The 247-nt window shown below is 57.5% G+C and carries 1 protein-coding gene; it reads left to right on the top strand.

Annotated elements, in window-relative coordinates:
• Positions 1–247: VCBS domain-containing protein (locus ACXAF9_RS18230; protein ID WP_475076866.1), on the top strand; the 247-nt coding region annotated here is incomplete at both ends.

The following is a 247-nucleotide window of genomic DNA, read 5'->3' as shown; positions in this document are numbered from 1 at the left end:
CCTGTGGCACAGGATGATGCCAATGCAATCGCCGAGGACAGCACTTCTGTCACCGGTAACGTATTGGGTACAACCGGCGCAAGCGCAGGCGATGTGGCCGATACGCAAAACGCGGATACGCCAGTTACGGTCACTCCAGCAACAATTACAGGTACGTACGGTACGCTGACGCTGAACAGCGATGGCACCTACACCTACGCGTTGGATAACAGCAGCCCAGCCGTTCAAGCGCTGGAAAGCGGTCAGC

The sequence above is a fragment of the Neptunomonas sp. ABH4_499 genome (genome assembly GCF_056160565.1).
This window is presented reverse-complemented; position numbering and strand designations above follow the sequence as displayed.